Origin of the sequence: Salinibacterium sp. NSLL17 (genome assembly GCF_015864935.1) — a bacterium.
Classification (GTDB): Bacteria; Actinomycetota; Actinomycetes; order Actinomycetales; family Microbacteriaceae; genus Rhodoglobus.
This window is the reverse complement of sequence record NZ_JADYWH010000001.1, coordinates 331,063-347,953: the sequence shown is the minus strand read 5'-3', so window position 1 is coordinate 347,953 and position 16,891 is coordinate 331,063. Positions and strand designations below refer to the sequence as shown.

The 16,891-nt window shown below is 63.7% G+C and carries 10 protein-coding genes; 5 read left to right on the top strand and 5 right to left on the bottom strand.

Features of this window, described 5'->3' with window-relative positions:
* Positions 1-59 precede the first annotated feature (59 nt).
* Entirely contained in the window at positions 60-1,826 is a 1,767-nt protein-coding gene (locus tag I6E51_RS01715; RefSeq protein ID WP_197109231.1) for a right-handed parallel beta-helix repeat-containing protein, read from the top strand.
* Here I6E51_RS01715 and I6E51_RS01710 read toward each other — a convergent pair.
* From I6E51_RS01710 to I6E51_RS01700, 3 genes are all read right to left on the bottom strand, one after another.
* Positions 1,823-3,028: a hypothetical protein gene (locus tag I6E51_RS01710; protein WP_197109230.1), complete on the bottom strand. Its 1,206-nt coding sequence runs from the start codon at positions 3,026-3,028 to the stop codon at positions 1,823-1,825. The two genes, I6E51_RS01715 and I6E51_RS01710, sit on opposite strands and share 4 nt — an antisense overlap.
* Before the next feature lie 11 nt (positions 3,029-3,039).
* Positions 3,040-8,310: a PKD domain-containing protein gene (locus I6E51_RS01705; RefSeq protein WP_197109229.1), complete on the bottom strand. Its 5,271-nt coding sequence runs from the start codon at positions 8,308-8,310 to the stop codon at positions 3,040-3,042.
* A 197-nt stretch (positions 8,311-8,507) separates the two neighbouring features.
* Complete coding sequence (locus tag I6E51_RS01700; RefSeq protein WP_197109228.1) at positions 8,508-9,185, bottom strand: hypothetical protein; 678 nt, start codon at positions 9,183-9,185, stop codon at positions 8,508-8,510.
* 170 nt (positions 9,186-9,355) lie between these two features.
* Here I6E51_RS01700 and I6E51_RS01695 point away from each other — a divergent pair, with 170 nt between their 5' ends.
* The 3 genes from I6E51_RS01695 to I6E51_RS01685 are packed head-to-tail and all read left to right on the top strand — an operon-like array spanning position 9,356 to position 12,569.
* Positions 9,356-10,546: a DUF1972 domain-containing protein gene (locus tag I6E51_RS01695; protein ID WP_197109227.1), complete on the top strand. Its 1,191-nt coding sequence runs from the start codon at positions 9,356-9,358 to the stop codon at positions 10,544-10,546.
* Positions 10,543-11,646 (top strand): Gfo/Idh/MocA family protein, encoded by a 1,104-nt coding sequence (locus I6E51_RS01690; protein WP_197109226.1) that lies wholly within the window; start codon positions 10,543-10,545, stop codon positions 11,644-11,646. The genes I6E51_RS01695 and I6E51_RS01690 overlap by 4 nt, the downstream gene beginning before the upstream one ends.
* On the top strand, positions 11,643-12,569 hold the full coding sequence (locus I6E51_RS01685; protein WP_231599618.1) for a hypothetical protein: 927 nt from the start codon (positions 11,643-11,645) through the stop codon (positions 12,567-12,569). The genes I6E51_RS01690 and I6E51_RS01685 overlap by 4 nt, the downstream gene beginning before the upstream one ends.
* Here I6E51_RS01685 and I6E51_RS01680 read toward each other — a convergent pair.
* Positions 12,566-13,330: a CDP-alcohol phosphatidyltransferase family protein gene (locus I6E51_RS01680; protein WP_197109225.1), complete on the bottom strand. Its 765-nt coding sequence runs from the start codon at positions 13,328-13,330 to the stop codon at positions 12,566-12,568. The two genes, I6E51_RS01685 and I6E51_RS01680, sit on opposite strands and share 4 nt — an antisense overlap.
* A gap of 83 nt (positions 13,331-13,413) precedes the next feature.
* On the opposite strand from I6E51_RS01680, the gene I6E51_RS01675 reads away from it, so the two are divergent.
* On the top strand, positions 13,414-14,526 hold the full coding sequence (locus tag I6E51_RS01675) for a glycosyltransferase family 1 protein (RefSeq protein ID WP_197109224.1): 1,113 nt from the start codon (positions 13,414-13,416) through the stop codon (positions 14,524-14,526).
* 389 nt (positions 14,527-14,915) lie between these two features.
* Here I6E51_RS01675 and I6E51_RS01670 read toward each other — a convergent pair whose 3' ends face one another.
* Positions 14,916-16,454: a sugar transferase gene (locus tag I6E51_RS01670; RefSeq protein ID WP_197106808.1), complete on the bottom strand. Its 1,539-nt coding sequence runs from the start codon at positions 16,452-16,454 to the stop codon at positions 14,916-14,918.
* Positions 16,455-16,891 lie beyond the last annotated feature (437 nt).

The following is a 16,891-nucleotide window of genomic DNA, read 5'->3' as shown; positions in this document are numbered from 1 at the left end:
CGGATCGATTCCGCAGCGCACCCCCGATTGCTGCGGTTTTCACGCCATAAGGAGCGCTAGTGAGCGTTGCGACAGGCACGACGAATCGGCGTTTTCGACGCCGACAGGTCTTCGCTGCGGTCGCAATCGTGCTCGCTCTCGCCATCGCTGCGAGTGCTCTAGTGGTCTCGTCTCTCGGCGGTAGCGCCAACAGCACCGCTCGACCGAACGTTCCTGTTGTCGAGGGCGTCGGCGCCCCCGACGATGTTGCGGCGAGCGCTGCGGATGCCGGAGCGGCCACGCTCGGAACCACCAGCTACGACATCCAGGCTGGCGCTCTCTTCGTCTCGCCCACCGGCGACAACGATGCGGACGGCAGCCTCGAGTCACCGCTCCGTACGATCAAGGCAGCGCTGGCGCGGGTGACTGCCGGCGGCATGATCGTGCTGCGGGGTGGCGAGTATCACGAGGCGTTCACGATCGCCGAGGGCACCCCGGTGACGGTGCAGTCGCACCCGGGAGAGGTCGTCTGGCTCGACGGCAGCGAAGTGGTCGATGGCTGGCAGGCCGACGGGGAGCAGGCTGGCGGGGAGCAGGCTGATGGCGAGCTCTGGTCGGTGGCGTGGGGCACCGTCTTCGACTCGAGCCCCACCTACGAACGGGGCGCCCCCGACAACACCGAGCAGTACTGGAACTTCGTGACCGCCGGGCATCCGCTCGCCGCGCATCCGGACCAACTGTGGCTGGATGACGCCCCACTCACGCAGGTCGGCTCGCGAGACGAGGTGACGGCGTCGAGCTTCTTCCACGACGAGAGCGCAGGCGTGCTGTACATCGGCGAGAACCCCAGCGGCCACACCGTGAGGGCAAGCACGCTTCAGCGGGCCCTGAGCATCCGGGCAGAAGGATCGACGATTCGCGGCATCGGCATTCGTCGCTTTGCGCCCTCGGTGCCCGACTTTGGCGCAGTCACGGTCGAGCGACCCGACGTGACAATCGAGAACGTGGTGATCACCGAGTCGGCTACAACGGGCCTGTTCATCACGGCGGCCAACACGACGATCCGCCAGGTGACGGTTACCGAAAGCGGGATGATCGGAGTGGCCGCGAACTACGCCGATAACCTGCTGGTCGACGGGCTGAAAGCATCCGGCAACAACACGGAGTGGTTCAACCGCGCACCCGTCGCGGGCGGGCTAAAACTCACGCGCTCGCGCACCGTGGAGATTCGCAACTCTGACTTCTCCGACAACAACGCGACCGCCCTGTGGTTCGATCAGTCCTGTCGCGACCTGACCATCACCGGCAACACCTTCGTGGGCAATGCCGGCCACGGGCTCTTTCTCGAAATCTCGGCCCGCGCGCTCGTGGCCGACAACTACCTCGCCGACAATGGCATCTTCGGCATGAAGATCAATGACACGAGCAGCGTCGAGATTCGCGACAACGTCGTCGTGGGCAGCCGCAACGCCATCGCGGTGCTGCAAGACAACCGCCTCAAGAGCGACGAGAACGAAGCCGGTCACGACGAACGGTATCTAGATGACGCCGAGATGACCTGGGTCGGCACCGACGTGAGCATCGTTGGCAACACACTGGTCGACAGCAGTGAAGCTCTCATCTGGATCGAGGACTACTCCCGCACCCGCAGCGCCCGCGACTTCGGCATCACCGTCGACAACAACCTCTACGTGCGCGCGACCGAACTCGAGCCGCGCACGCTCATTGCCTGGCCCACTAACGCGATCGGGGTGACCCCGTTTAGCTCGCTCGCCGACTTTGCACGCGGCACCGGGCAAGAGCAGACCGGGCTCGAGCACCTCGGCGGCAGCGTGATCGAGCGCTAGGTCGCCCGCACCAGCGGAACCAGAATCAGCCACCGAATACCGAGACCGCCGAGAATGGATGCCGCAGCCAGCGCCGCCGGCACCCACTGCACATCTCCCCCGGCCAGCAACACCGCGCTCACGAATCCGATGGCGAGAACGGTATCGGCCGCCCGAATAGCGAACACGGCCGCCTGTTTTCCGCCGACTGCCGCGAGCGCACCATACGGAGTCACGGCGGCAATAGACGCGGTGTAGGCGATCCAGCCAATCACGGCGAGCAGGTCGGGTGCGGTGCCAAAGAGTAGTGCGCCTCCCCATGGCAGGAGCGCGACGAGGAGCGCGCCGACGACCACGGTGAGGCTGACCAGAGTGCTGACGGCACGATCCGCTCGCCGCAGTTTCTCGGCCAGAGGCTTGCTGTTGTCGCGCGCGAAGGAGACGAAGAGATACGAGCTGAGGCCGCTGACCGCGAGAGTGGCTGGGGCGACGAAGACGCGACCCGCTTCGAGGAGTCCGGTGGCGGCGAGGCTCGCGAGCACGGTCACGAGAGTGCGCACGACGGTGAGAAGTGCAGGCCGCAGAAACTGTTGACCTGCCCGCCAGACACCGTAGCGAAAGACGGTGCCAACGCCCCCGCGCACGAAGCCCACGACGAAGCGTTCTTCCCGCGGCAGCAGCACTGCGCCGAGCCCGATAGCGGCGAGCTGACCGGCCGCCACGGCACCGAGAAATACGAAGAGGCTGAGGGTGCCGGCGAGCGCGCTCAGCCCGATCACGGCGAGCGCGACCGCGAACGACGCGAAGTCGATCAGCATGACGCGCCAAAATCCGAACCCGGCCATGAGCAGGCGACGCATGAGTTCTTCGAGCGCGAAGAGGGCGACGCCGGCTCCGAACATGACGGCGGTGGAGGCATCCAGAAGTCCGGATGCTCCCGCGAGCGCAGCAGACAGCACTCCGGCCCCCACAGCAATACCGAGAGCGAACTGCTGCAGCGCCGAGCGCACAGCCGGAGCACGCCGTTCCAGTACGACGAGCGAGTCGCCGACCATCCCACTCGCAAGTCCGGCGACGAGCACCATTACGCCATACGCGATGGCAAAAGCGCCGAGGCCGTCAAAGCCGAGCGTGCGCGCGACAAGCACCTGAATCGTGAAGCTCGAGAGAGCCTGCATTCCCTGAGAGCCGATTGCTCCGAGGGCCGACCGTGTGCCTGACACGCTCAGGCTGCCTACTGCACGGGCCGCGCGCTGAAGTTGTCGAACCTCACGGTGACGGGAGCGTTGGGTGCCGAGCCCGAGAGGTAACTCTCAAATCCGACCGAACCTGCCGCCTGCAACGCTGCCGTGGAATCGGTAGTCACGAGCTGCCAGGCGGCCGGCTCGGTGTCACCCTCCTTCCACAACTTGGCCGAAATCGTGGTCGGGCTCGTGCCCTCCACCGTGGTCTTCAGGATGAAGGTATCCCCAGCCGCGTAGGTCATTCCTGGCACGTTCATGTTGGCGAGCACCACCGTGGAGCCCGACATGATCTGCAGTCCGACGACTCCGCCAGTTTGCAGGCGCAGGCGCGCTTGGTAGAACGCCGACCCAACCTGACGACCAATCACGCCCACGACAATGTGGCCGGATTCGGCAGCCTTATCGGTGGTGATCTCCACGTGAGCTTCTACCGAGGTTTCGCTCACGCCCGCCAGTAACGCCCGGCGAGTAGTACCCGAGCTCGTGTGCACGAAAGCACCCTCGCCGCTACCGACGGTGTAGGTCGAGTTCGTATTCGACGACCACGCCCCGCCCGTGTTGGCGGAGCCCCAGCCAGCGGCAACCGTGCGCTCGAAGGCGTCTTCGGCGAAGGCTGCGCCCGGCGGCGCCGACACGACGACGTCGTGACTGACCGTTCCGGTCGCCGACTCGTTGTCCGTCACCGTGAGCACGACCGCGTAGGTGCCCGCGCTGGCATACGTGTGCGAGGGCGTTGCGCCGGTGTCGCTCGCACCATCTCCGAAGTCCCAGGCGTAGCTTGCGACGCTGCCATCGGCATCCGTCGATCCTGTCGCATCGAACGTCACGGCGAGCTCGGTCGCCGACGACGTGAACGCGGCAGTGGGTGCCTGGTTCGCCGGAGTCGAGCTGACGGTGACGGGGTGCGTCACGGTAGCCGTGGCGCCCTGATCATCCGTCACCGTCAGAACTACCGAGTAGGTACCCGCGGTCGCATAACTGTGATCGGGGCTCGTTGCGGTGCTCGACTGACCATCGCCGAAGTCCCACGATCGAGAGGCAATGCTGCCATCGGGGTCGCTCGACGCACTCGAGTCGAAGCTAGCGGTCAACAGATTCACCGCGCTGGTGAAGGATGCCGTTGGCAGCAAATTCGTCGGCGTCACGGGCTCCTCGGCGTGGCCTGCAGTCGCTACGAACGAGTCGTAGCTCACGTGCACGGGAGCATTCGTGGCCGAGCCAGACAGGTAGCTGTACTGGCCGACGGCACCCGCGGTTTGCAGGTTAGCGACCGACGAGGTTGCGGTGAGGGTCCAGTCGCTGGGTTCACTTGTTCCCTGCTTCCAGACCTTGCCGCGAATGGTCGTCGGTGAGGTCCCGAAGGTTTGCGCTTTCACGAGCAGCACGTCGCCTGGACTGAAAGTGAGGCCCGCAACATCCGTGTACGCAATGTTGGTCGAGCTGCCACTCAGTAGCTGGAAGGCGAGGGTGCCGTTGGAGAAGTAGCGCACGCGGGCTTGGTAGAAGCCGTTGCCCACTTCGCGCATCGTGATGCCCGTGTAGGCGCCACCACCCGTGATTGCTTTGTCGACGGAGATGCTCGCGCTGACCGTCACGTCGTCCGTCGAGACGCTCGGGAGCCACGCGTGCCGGGTAGTGCCCGACGAACTGTGGTTCACGACTCCGGCATCCGATTCGACCGAGAAGTTGCCGTTGCTGTTCGTCGACCAGTCGCCACCGACGAGAGCTGTGCCCCAGCCGGAGGTTTCGGAGCGAGCGAATTCGTCGCGAGCCAGCACGGTTACGACGGGCGGATCGAGAGCGATCACGTCATGACTGACCGTTCCCGTAGCCCCTTGGTTGTCGGTCACGGTGAGGGTGACGGCGTAGGTGCCGGCCGCCGTGTAGAGATGCGATGTGCTCTCTCCACTAGCGGATGCTCCGTCGCCGAAGTCCCACGCATACGAGCTGATCGTGCCGTCGCTGTCGGCCGAGCCACTCGCGTCGAAGCTCACCACGTTGTCGGTGGTGTCACTCGTGAAGGCTGCGGTCGGCGCCACATTCGGAGCCAACACCGTCACTGTGGCGGAGGCGGTTGCCGAGGCTCCCTTGTTGTCGGTCACCGTGAGGGTCACGTCATAGGTTCCCGCGGCGGCATACGGGTGATCGACCACGGCATCCGTGCTCGACGCACCATCACCGAAGTCCCACGCGTAGGCGTCGATAGTGCCGTCGGGGTCGGACGATCCGGTCGCGTCGAAGCTTGCGACGAGATCGCTCTCCGAGTGCGTGAAGTCAGCAACCGGTGCTTCGTTCGCCGTGCCGATGAGGAAGTGCGAACTGATTTCGCTCGGGGTCAGCACCGTCTGGTACACCGCGAACTCATCAAGGTCACCGTCAAAGTAGTTCGACGATGCCACTCCCACGGTGTTGCCGCGGCCAAGTCGCCAGTAGCCCGAGAACGTCTGGGTCGGTGTTGCCGCACTGGATGCCACCACCGCACCATCGACGAACAACTGCAGCCCTGCTGATCCCTGGGTCGCTACCGCCTGATGCCAATTGCCATCGTTGTAGGAGGCCGTGCTCGAGACGGTGGTGCTGCCCGTGCCGAACACGAGCGTTCCGTCGTTGCGCATGATCACGTTGTCGCCATAGTTGCTGGCGGTGCCGGTGGCGGAGGATCCGAACTCCACGAGCTTTCCGCCCGTGCTGCTCGTGGTTCTGAACCACACTTCACTCGAGAACGTCGAGGGGTTCGGCAGCGAAGTTGTTGTCGCCGCGAGCGCCTGCGTGAACTGCGTTGCCGAGTCTGTTGTTCCCCCGAGGGCACCGGGCACGTTGCGCGTGTAGGTGCCGCTGAGGTTTCCGTTGAGTCCCTGCAGACCGGAGTCGTTCACGACGGCACCGGAGGCTTCCCCCAGTCGCCAGTACAGCTGCGGGCTCGCGTTGTAGACCGCAGCACCGTAGGCGTCGGTCGGTGCGGGCGGTCCGGAGAGCGACCGGCCCGAGAGCTCGAAGTGGTTCTGGATTTGGCTCGCGGTGAGGGGGGTCGGGTACACCCCTACTTCGTCGATGGCACCGTTGAAGTAGTCAGAGCCACTCCAACTGCGGTCTCCACCGATGCGCCAGTAGCCCCAATAGTTCTGGCCCCACACCACGTCGGGATTCACACCAACGCGCACTCCGTCAACGAAGAGTTCCATTCCGTCGGCGCCCATGCTGGCGACGACCTGATGCCACTCGTTGTCGTTGTACGCCTTCGCGCTTTGCACGATGCGAGTGCTTCCGGTGTACACGCCGAAGTTCAGGCGGCCCGAACTGTCCATGTACACATGGCGGTCGTAGTTGCTCGAGTTGCCGGTTTGACGGTTACCGAAGCCGACGATCTTGCCGCCCGAGGTTGTACTCGTCTTGAACCAGGCTTCGACCGAGAAGGTGTTGTCGCGCCAGATTTGGGTGTTCGATCCGGCGTAGCTGTTCGAGCTTCCCGTGAAGGTCGCGGCGGTATTGCTGTCGCCGATGATTGCTCCGGATGTTCCAAAGCCCACGTTGTTGGTGGCGGTCGCGTTGTCGCGAGCCACGCTGTCGACCACGGTGTTTCCGCTCTCGCCGAGGCGCCAATAGTTGGAGGGCTGATCCTCCATCACGGCTGCCGCATAATCGCTCAACTGACCGGTGGCGCCGGCGGTGAACGACACCGTCGAACCCCAGCCGTTGTTGCCATAGGGGTCGATCGCGCGGAGTCGATAGGTGTAGGTCTGGCCCGGCGTGAGGCCGGTATCCACGTAGGTCATGGTCGGGCGATCATAGAATCGCGACGCTTGCTCGGTGACGTAAATCGGTGATCCACTCTTGCCATCACGGATGAGGTGGTACGTCAGGTTTTCGTTGTCACGATCCCAGTCGGCGGTCCAGCTCAACGCAATCGTGCCGGGAGCGGGAGAGCTCATCGTCGGGGTCAAGTCGGCACCCGTCAGGCGCGGGCCATCCGCATTGGGAGCGATCGCCGGGATCGCGAATCTCAGCAGTCCCTGCTGGTTCTGCCCGTTGACGCGCGTGAATTCGCCGCCGAACACGGCGTACTCAGCGTTAGACGTGACATCCCATGGGCCCTGGTACTGGCCCGTGAAGGTTCCGAGGTTGATGTCGGGAAAGAAGTTCAGCAGCGACGGGCTCGAGTTGCCCGACCAGTCGTGGTAGCCGTAAGGGTCACGGGAGATGCTTCCGGTGGCGTCTTTCGAGAAGGCGATTCCGCGGTTGAACGACCACGGGTTCGTCTGCGGGAAGGCATCGATATTGCCGCAGTAGTGCGAGTGCCCTGCGGCATAGATGGCTCCGTTGGGCGCGGGAGAAACCGAGTAGGTATCACCGTGGCAGTCGTTCACCCAGACGAGTTCGCCATCCGACCAGTTCGACCGGAAGACGCCCTCAAGGTTGCCGCCGGAGCCGTAGACATAGCCGGTTCCGTAGAAGCTGTCAGCGTCAGACGAGAGCGAGAAAATGGCGGCGTTGAGGCCGGCGTTACGCACCTGATTGTTGGTGGCGAAGGGCGTGATGAGCGCGCCCCCAGTGGCATCGACCATGGCAAGGCCGTAGCCGGGATTGCTCGATCCGTTCACGGTCGTGAAGTCTCCGCCAATCACGACTTTGGACTCATCCGGGGAGACAACGATGCCGAAGGCACGACCGCCGGCGAGCTCGGGAGCCCACGAGGTCACCGCACCGTTCGAGGCGAGGGCGGCAGCGCCACCCAGCCGAGTGTTTCCGCTCACCGAAGTGAATGGTCCCGAGAAGAAGACCTGCGTATTCGTGGCCACGACTGCATAAACGCGATAGTTGGCGCCAGCATCGAAGCCACCGTAGATGGCTCCAGTGGCGGTGTTGAACGCAACGATGCGACTTTTGGAGACACCGTTCACCGATGTGAAGTCGCCGACCGCATAGAGCCGGCTTCCGTCAGGAGATGCGGCCAGAGCACGAACTTGCCCGTTGAACGTCGGAGCCCACGACAGCAGCGCGCCGGTCGTGAGGTTGTACGCGAGCACGTACGACCGACTCTGCTCGTTGGTGCCCGCGGGCGAACCATACGGTCGGGCCGAACTGAAATCGCCAGACGCGTAGACAGTGTTGCCCACGATGACCTGGTCCCAGACCACACCATTGATTTGGGGCGTGGGTAAGGGATCAGTAGACACAGTCGTGGGCGCAGGCGGGGCAGCCGCAGTGTCGGCAACAGCTGCGGTGGGCAGCGTTACGGTGAGCAAAGTCGCAATTAATGTCATCGCCGCTGCGGCGGAAACAAGTCTCAGCGGGTTCGGTGGCATCTGGCGGGTTAAGCGCATGATGTGCCTTCTCGGGGGTTTGTGGCTATTCAGGTTCCACTTGGTGGGTCACCATACTCCCCCTCCGCCCCGTTTGGGTGCCCCCCAAAAGGGGGTCACGTTTCGGGGGTCGCCCGCCGAGGTGGGTAGACCGATCGTTACAGCAGGTCCGCGATATCCCCTTGGAAAACAACCGGTTGCACGTCGACGGAGTAGTCGACGAGAAGGGTGACATTGCCACGCTGATCAGCAGGAACAGTGAAAATGTATACGCCATTGATCGCCGAATTTGCCGCGAGGGATGCCGGCAGCGGTGAGCCGCCCGGCTCACGAAGTTCGGGCGCCGGCGTGCGGTCGGCACCGAAGTAACAACTGATCACGGTTGTGCGCAACGAGACCACTGACGAGGTCGAGTTTGTCATCGTGACCGTCACACGCAACGACGGACCAGCGACTTCACCGGGGCCGCGAGCGGTGCCATCGACCTCCTCAACCTTGGTGACTTTTGCCACGAGGCCGGGGGTGACATCCGCTGGCTCCTCGATCGGAACGGGTGTGACATCGGGCACGGCTGGCCCGTCGACCGGTGCCGCTGTCGCCGTCGCTGGTGCTGCTGGCGACTCCGTCGCTGCCCCTGAACTCGGCGTCGCCCCGGGAGAAACGCCGGGATTCGCGGTCGGCGCGAACTGCCCAAACAGCACCACCCCGAGCACGACGAGGAGCGCAACGACGATACCGCCCGCAATCATGCGACGGGGGCGGGTGCCCAGCCACGACGGCGTGGCCGCCACAGCTTCAGGCTCTAACTCGGTTCCTGGGTGCTTCGACATAGTCATGGCAGCTCCGTGCCTCGGGAGTGGTCGGTACTGGACGGTACACCCGCGCCCTTCAGCACCGTACCCCCTGTTCTGGGGCCACAGCGTAAAACGCGAGCGGCGTACACTTCCAAGCCAGACAGTGGGGAGTCTGGTCGAAGTTCTTGAGTCCGTCAACGGAGGAGGGAAAGTTGAACGACCCACACTCCCCTGCCGAGCGCGAACCAATTGTGCGCATCCTCGGAACTCACGGCATTCCTGCCGCCTACGGTGGCTTTGAAACTGCCGCCGAGAACGTCGCCATTTTTCTGCGCGACCACGGCTGGCGCCCTGTTGTTTACTGCCAAGTTCCGGGCACCGGCCCCATCACGACAGACCTGTGGCACGGCATCGAACGGGTACTGATTCCGGAACAACGCGAAGGATGGTTGGGCACCGCACGCTTCGACCTCACCTCGATCCGGCATGCGATTCGACACCGCGATATCTGCCTCACGTTTGGCTACAACACGGCCGTGTTCAACATCCTGCAGCGTCTCAAGCGCATCCCGAATGTCATCAACATGGACGGCATCGAGTGGTCTCGTTCCCGCTGGGGCAAGGGTCGGCAGGCAATTCTGTGGATAAACGAACGGATCGCCTGTTGGGTGGGCAATCGACTCATTGCCGATCATCCGGTCATCGAAACCTATTTGGCCACGCGCGCTCGACGCTCGAAACTCGTCACGATCACGTACGGCGCCCGCGCTGTCGAAGCCGCTGACACTCTGCCGGTAACCAGTCGCGGCCTCACGCCAGGGCGCTATCTGACACTCATCTGTCGGCCCATCCCCGAGAACACGATTCTCGAACTTGTCACCGCGTTTTCCCGAGAACGCCGCGATCACCAGTTGGCGATCTTCGGCACCTACGACGACAGCGATCCCTATGCGCGGGCGGTGCGTGAAGCCGCCAGCGATGAGGTCGTGTTCGTTGGCCCAATTTATGAACCCGATGAGGTGTCTTCGTTGAGATTCCATTCCCTTGGCTACCTGCACGGCCACACCGTTGGTGGCACCAACCCTTCCCTCGTCGAAGCGATGGCCGCCGGCAACGCGGTGATCGCCCACGACAATCCCTACAACCGCTGGGTAGCCGGTGACGGTGCACTCTATTTTTCGGGCGTGGATGACGCAGCCGCCCACATCACGACGCTGCTCTCGGCGCCCGATCGCCGGGCTTCGCTCGCGGCCGCCAGCCGCGCCAGGCATGCCGCCGAATTCACGTGGGAACGCGTCGCGGGGCAGTACGCGGAGCTCCTCGCCGAGCAGCTCCCCGCTGGCACGGCTCCCGTCTCGGCTCCGCGCTCGACCCCGTCGCCGCGACCCGGAGCGAACACATGATCCGCGTGGGAGTGGTTGGCCTAGGCAAAATGGGGCTCTCGCACTTGTCGATGATTCGCGCGCATCCGCACGTCTCGGTGGAGGCGGTTGTCGATTCGGCTGGCTACATTCTCGGGGTGCTCTCAAAGTACACGGGCCTAAAGACCTTCACCGATTTCGAGAAGATGCTCGACAGCGTTGAACTCGATGCGGTGCTCATCGCGACCCCGACCCGCTTTCATGCGGCGATGGTGCGCACGGCTCTCGACCGCGGGCTTCACGTGTTTTGCGAGAAGCCCCTCACGCTCACCGCCGCCGAATCCGCCGAGCTTGCGGGAGTGGCAGCCGTCCGTGGCCTCGTCACACAAGTCGGTTATCACAACCGTTTCGTCGGCACCTTCCGCGAGGCTAAGCGACTGTTGGAGGCAGGCGCGATCGGCCGGGTCACCCACCTGCAGGCCGAGTCGTATGGCCCGGTCGTGCTCAAGGCGAAGGGCACGACGTGGCGCAGCAAGCGCACCGAGGGCGGCGGCTGTCTCTATGACTATGCCGCGCATCCGCTCGACCTCGCGACGTGGTTTGTCGGCAACGCGACCGGCGTCGGCGGCACCATTCTGGGCAGCGTCTTTTCGGAGAACACCGAAGACGAGGTGTACAGCACGATCTACTTTCCCGACGGAGTCAGTGGTCAGCTGTCGGTGAACTGGTCGGATGAGTCGTACCGCAAGATGACCACCCGGGTGAGCATCTTCGGCACTCAGGGCAAGATCATTGCCGACCGCCAAGAGATTCAGGTCTACCTGCGCAGCACCGCCCCCGAGCTCGAGGGCTACGAACCCGGCTGGACGATCAAGTCGACAACCGAGCTCACCGATGAGGTGTGGTTCTACCTCCGCGGCGAGGAATACAGCGCCCAACTCGATCACTTCGTGCAGCGCATCGGTGACCCCTCGCTGCCCGCCACCAATGACTTCGCGAGTGCTGCCATCACCGACCGCATCATTGAACTGCTGACAGCGGATGCCGCTGCCGGGCCCGCCACGACCACCCTCGTCGGCGAGACCACGGCTTCGACCGCACCCAAAGCCCGCCGTGGAAGCCTTCTAGGGAGACGCTCATGAGCACCACCGCCCCGCGCACCGCCGACTCGGGCGGCCCGCTCACCACTCCCGGTTCGTCGAAACTCGACCCGGTGCTGTTTGGCGATAACCAGTTCTTTGGCATCAACCATCGCTCCGAGGAGAAAGCGCGCGAGCAGGCCATGCGCTTTCAGGATCTGGATGCGATCATGGCGGTCATCGACGATGCCTACGCCAGCGGCATCCGCACTCTCATGTGCACAACGCACGACCGCATTGCCGATGTGGTGGAGCGGGTGCGCGCTGACCCTGAGCGCTACGACGGGTTCTCGTTTTTCCCCTGCATGCCCTATGCGCACAAGTACGCCGACGCGGTCACCGAGAACGGAATCCTGGGGGCTCTCAATCGCTTCATGCCCGACGAAGGCATGCTCAACGCGATGATGCGCGGCGGCCGTTCGCTGGCCAAGAAAGACATCGAGGGCATCATCACCCTGCTGGTGGATGCCGAGATGGCCGGCTTCGCTGGCGTGCGCACGCCTGTGGTCTGGTTGCAGAACGTCGTCGTCGATCTGCTGCTGGGGCTCGGCTTTACCGATGCCTTTGCGATCTTCGCGAATCACGTGCGCACCCGCTACGGCGCCGAGCCCGGCTTCATCACGATGAACCTGCCGATGCTGCTCGATCACCTCGATCAGGCCGGCATCCAGAATCCGCTCGTGTGTTCCAACATCAACAAGATCGGGTTCCGGATGTCGGGCGGCGTTGAGGCCTATCAGGATGCGTTGGCCAAGCGGCCGTTCCGTGCTGTCGCGATGTCGGTGTTTGCGTCGGGAGCGATCCCCCCGCGAGAGGCACTGGAGTGGATCTATGCGCAGCCCGGAATCGAATCAATCGTGTTCGGAGCATCCAGTCGCTCTCACATCGAAAGCACCGTTGCGCTCGTGCGCGAGTTCGAGAACTAGCTCGCGTCGATAGCGCGCAGCTGCCGAAACCAGCGCCCAAGCACAGCGAGCAGAATGAGCGCGTTGGCGAGAAACAGCAGCCCGTAGAACACTACGAAGCCGTCAATCCAGCCAAAGAGCACAAAGCTGAGGCAGAGCACGGCGTAGTCAGTGGGGATCGCGACAATCGTCTGCAGCCAACCGCCGCCACCGCTGGGCTTGGCGTAGCTGCGCCCGCGCTCGGCGGAGGCTATGCGGCGCAACTGATCGGTGAGAATCATCGCGAAGAAGAACACCGACGACACCACGATGAAGCCGAGCGGAATCAGCAAGATGCTGTCGGGCCAGCGAGTGTCGAAACGGTACAGCGAGATCAGGATGACACCGTGAAAAATCACGATCTTGAACGCGTCGACAACGTGGTCGAGCCACTCTCCCGCTTTCGTACCGCCGCCACGCAAGCGCGCCAGTTGGCCGTCAGCAGAGTCGAGGGCGTATCCGAGCAGCAGCAGGAATGCCACGAGGATGCCGAGCCACCAGCTCGGCTGCACGGTGGCCACGAGCACAAGCGCGATCGCCGTCATGAGCGCGCTGAGGCCGGTGACCTGATTGGGCGTGCGCCCGGCGAGATAGGCCGCGGCGGCGAGCAGGCGGCCAAGGCGGCGGTTGATCCACCGCGAATACGGCGGAGCACCTCGCCCAGGCTTTTGAGCGGACGCGAGCGAGCGGACAATCGCACCGAATGTTTCCGGCACTTCTGGGCGTTCCCCTGTGGCGGTCATGTTTCACCATAGCCCCAGGCTCCGGGCTGGGTCGAGGGTTCTCCCCGGTGGGCAGCGAAACCACCGGGTCTAGCATGGGGGTCATGCGCGTTCTCTTTGACGGGTTCTGGTGGGTTCGAGGTCCGGCCTCGAACCGTCAAGTGCTGCGCGAGTTCGTGTGGGCCTGGCTGCGCGAGTTCCCCGCTGACGAGGTCACGGTGGCGGTGCCCCGAGCATCCATCGATACCGCGCGTTCAGAGCTGCCCGCGAGCGCGGACGTTGTCGGCACCCGCCTCCGACCTCAGGGTGTCAGTGCGATCGTCGAGCTGCCCTTCATCGCGAAACGGTTGAACGCGGATGTCACCATCACCCACAATTTCACGCCAGCGTTCGGGCACTCAGCGGTCTTCATCCACGACTACATGTTTCTCACGTCGCCCGAGTGGTTCACGCTCAAGGAGCGCGCGTACTTTGCGCTCATGCCGCTGAGCTCTCGGCGGGCGACATGGCTGTTCACATCGTCGGCTACGGAGGCTGCGCGCATCAGCCGGCTGAGCCAGGGTCGCCCCGTCACGCCGATTGGGCTGGCCGTGGGGCGCGGGCTCACGGAGTCCGCGCCACGAAAGCCACCGGGGCTCGACGATCTAGCAGGCGATTTTCTGCTCTGTGTTGGCCGACTCAATGCCCGCAAGAATCTGGCAAACACCATCGAGGCAGCCCTCGCCTCGGGTCGCGCCACCGAGCGCACTCCGCTCGTGATCGTCGGCGAACCGCAAGGGCGCAGCGCTGAGCTGCCGGCTGCGGTAAACGCTGCCGCGGAGAGCGGCGCCATCCGATTTCTCGGCTTCATCGACGACGACGAATTGGCATGGCTCTACGCCCACACGGCGCTGCTGCTCTTTCTCACTCGTGACGAAGGCTTCGGGCTTCCCGTCATCGAGGCGCTCTCGTTCGGCGCACCGGTTGTCGTGAGCGACATCGTTGTCTTTCACGAACTAGCTGGAGCGCAGGCGACATTCGCCGACCCTGATGATGTGGCGGCTATCGCTGCGGCAATCCGTTCGGCGCCCGCGCGCGAGCATCCGTCCACGGACGGCGTGACGCTAGCCTCGGATGCCGCTCCACAGTCAGCAGAAAGCACCCGCTATTCCTGGGCTGCCAGCGTTCGCGCCCTCCGCGCGCGCATCGTCGACGACCCACACCGGGCCTCACGCTAACCGCTCCATTTCGAACAGAGCTACTCCTCTTAATAGAGGCACGCGCGCACGGCCTTCCCGACGCGGCTTCATTCCTCTTAATGGGGTGGCCTTTGTGGCTCATGATCGGGCGCCCGCCGCTGACTGCGCAGTCCGCTTCGCGTGAGCTGGTGGACTTGCCGTGCGGCGGTGATGAGTGAGTGTCGGAGGGCGCCGAGGCCTCCCGAGCGTGCCATCGGTTCCGTTCACGACAGCTCCTCTCATGTCGGCCTGCACGGGTACACGAAAATCCCACTTCTCGTGGCGCATATCAGCGACGGGTTTTGCCCTCACCGATCTCCCGATGACAACGGTGAGGGCGTCTGGGGGGAGACATGCTGGTTGAGGTGAATAGCGGTGCGCGCACATCGTCAGTAGGCTCCGACCGGCTTGACGAGCACTTTGAAGGTGCGCCACATGATGACAAGATCACCGACGACGGACCAGTTCTCGACGTAGTAGAGGTCGAGGCGCATGCTGTCTTCCCAGTTCAGGTCGGAGCGGCCGTTGATCTGCCACATTCCGGTCAGGCCTGGCTTGATGTAGAGGCGACGGTTTACTTTGCCCTTATAGGCGCGCACTTCGCTGGGTAGGGGCGGTCGGGGGCCGACAAGGCTCATGTCCCCCTTGAGTACGTTCCAGATCTGCGGCAGTTCGTCGAGAGAGTACTTGCGGATGAAGCGTCCCACTCTGGTCACCCGGGGGTCGTTCTTCAGCTTGAAGAGCACACCGGAGCCCTCGTTCTCCGTTTGCAGTTCGGCCAACTTGGCGTCGGCATCCGAGACCATGGAACGGAATTTGAACATGCGGAATGTCTCGAGATCTCGACCTACCCGCACTTGGCTGTAAAACGCGCCACCCGGGCTTTCGGCACGGATGACGAGCGCCAGAAGCAGAAACAGCGGCGCCAGCACGATGAGGGCAATCGCAGAGACCGCAATGTCGAGCCCTCGCTTCACTACATGCTTGCCACCATCAAACTGCGGAATTTCTACGTGGATGAGCGGCAGACCTTCCACTGGCCGAAAGTGGATGCGGGGTCCAGCCACATTGGCAAGGCACGAAGCCAAGATCAGCTCAGCCGCGGTGCCTTCCAATCTCCAGGCGAGATTGCGGATGAAGTCATTGCCAAAGCCGTGATCGCCGGCGACGATCACGGCGTCAGCCCCGAGATCCGCTGCGGCCTCCACTACCTCTTCGGGCGTGAAGCTGTAGGGGTGGGGAGCGCCAGCGGTCCTGGGGGCGCTGATTTCTGGGTCGGTGAGAACCCCGACAAGTTTGAACGCAGTGCTCAGGTTTCCCTTAATGCGGGACACCACGTAATCGATCTCGGAGCGAGTGCCCACCACCACCACGCGCGAGAGCGCGTGCCCGTACCGACGCTGCGTCGTGAGCCACCGACGCCACGCCCACCTACTGACGAGCAGGCCAACGACGCCCAACGCCATAGTCACCACAGTGGCTTTGCCGGGGAAGCCGACCTCAATCACCAACACTGTGACCGACAGCAGCCCGAACGCGGTCATGCATGCCGTGATTACGCGCTTATATTCATTGGGACCAGAACCGATGATGCGCCAATCCCGAGTGTGAAATGCCTCAAGCACCAGAATCCACACGAGCGCAATCGCGCCCAACCCCAGCCACACGATTGGCGGCAACTCTGAGATGAAACCGGGGGTGCTATCGACGACCGCCCGGGTAAATACCGCAGCGATCATCGTGACGACAATGATGGCGGCATCCGAAATGAGCAGTCGCGTTTGGTAGGCACGAGCCCACGCCACCCCAGAGTCAGGGTGGGGATTGCTCGGAGCATGGGGTTCGAATTCAACGCCATCGACCAGTCGAAGTCGTGCACGTTCGTTGTCGCTGGGCTCTGCTTCAGGAAACTTTCGGAGCTGACTCATCGGTCAACTCCCGATCTGGCACGCCTGAATTTCCGGGCGTTGCACAGAAAGTTGGTGCAGCTGCTGGGCGGATGACAGGGGAGATTCGATCATGGCTTGCATCGGGATCACGACATTTCGGGTGTCGGCATAGAGGGGACGCTAATAGGAGCGCTGCGGGGGCGCGCTGCGGGATGGCGTGCCAATCGGCACGCACTGCGGGGGCGGGTTGGTTAAACTGCTCTGATCGTTCTGACCCCCCAAAGGGGGTAGTGGTGAAGATACTCCCCCTCCCCGTGGGTGCGTACCCCCATTTTGGGGGGTACGCGGCGTGTCGGTTGGGTGACGCGACCGTTTTCGCCCGCCAAATCCAGCGGAACTACAGGGATGCAGCCCCACTTCAGAGTTGTGCTCGCCGCAAACGCCCCGGGCCAGTACCGCCAAGTGGTCTACCCGCT

What these genes read in the sequence shown, in the direction of transcription:
- I6E51_RS01705 (WP_197109229.1), bottom strand. Translation starts at nt 8,310, where the DNA reads ATGACATTAATTGCGACTTTGCTCACCGTAACGCTGCCCACCGCAGCT.
- I6E51_RS01700 (WP_197109228.1), bottom strand. Translation starts at nt 9,185, where the DNA reads ATGACTATGTCGAAGCACCCAGGAACCGAGTTAGAGCCTGAAGCTGTG.
- I6E51_RS01690 (WP_197109226.1), top strand. Translation starts at nt 10,543, where the DNA reads ATGATCCGCGTGGGAGTGGTTGGCCTAGGCAAAATGGGGCTCTCGCAC.
- I6E51_RS01685 (WP_231599618.1), top strand. Translation starts at nt 11,643, where the DNA reads ATGAGCACCACCGCCCCGCGCACCGCCGACTCGGGCGGCCCGCTCACC.
- I6E51_RS01680 (WP_197109225.1), bottom strand. Translation starts at nt 13,330, where the DNA reads ATGACCGCCACAGGGGAACGCCCAGAAGTGCCGGAAACATTCGGTGCG.
- I6E51_RS01675 (WP_197109224.1), top strand. Translation starts at nt 13,414, where the DNA reads ATGCGCGTTCTCTTTGACGGGTTCTGGTGGGTTCGAGGTCCGGCCTCG.
- I6E51_RS01670 (WP_197106808.1), bottom strand. Translation starts at nt 16,454, where the DNA reads ATGAGTCAGCTCCGAAAGTTTCCTGAAGCAGAGCCCAGCGACAACGAA.